The sequence below is a fragment of the Pseudomonas sp. Kh14 genome, from assembly GCF_900291005.1.
Taxonomy (GTDB): Bacteria; Pseudomonadota; Gammaproteobacteria; order Pseudomonadales; family Pseudomonadaceae; genus Aquipseudomonas; species Aquipseudomonas alloputida.
Genome location: NZ_OLKJ01000118.1, coordinates 1 through 271 on the forward strand (window position 1 = coordinate 1; position 271 = coordinate 271).

The 271-nt window shown below is 46.9% G+C and carries 1 protein-coding gene; it reads right to left on the reverse strand.

All coding sequences use genetic code 11. The features are described from left to right. Nucleotides 1-51: 51 nt before the first annotated feature. Nucleotides 52-271, reverse strand: a 220-nt coding sequence (locus tag FQ668_RS28835) for a hypothetical protein (protein ID WP_218570902.1), incomplete at its 5' end; no start/stop codon positions are given.

Consider the following 271-nt stretch of genomic DNA (forward strand, 5'->3'; position numbering starts at 1 on the left):
GCATAAGGCGTTCTCCTCCAATTTACGTCATTATCTGACAGTTGCCATTGATTACTTCTCTGTCTTAAGCGCAGCGTCTACGCGCTGGGCTGCATCGTCCAGATGCTTCTTCACTCCGTCTGCGCCTAATTTGCCTGTGACATAGTCAGTAAAGATCGCCTTGAATGCGACTGTTATGTCGTTCTCAATTGTGCCCCATACGCCTAATGGCGGATATGCAGTAGCATATTCAAGCGCTATCTTGAAAGGCCTATACATTTCTGTGCTAAAG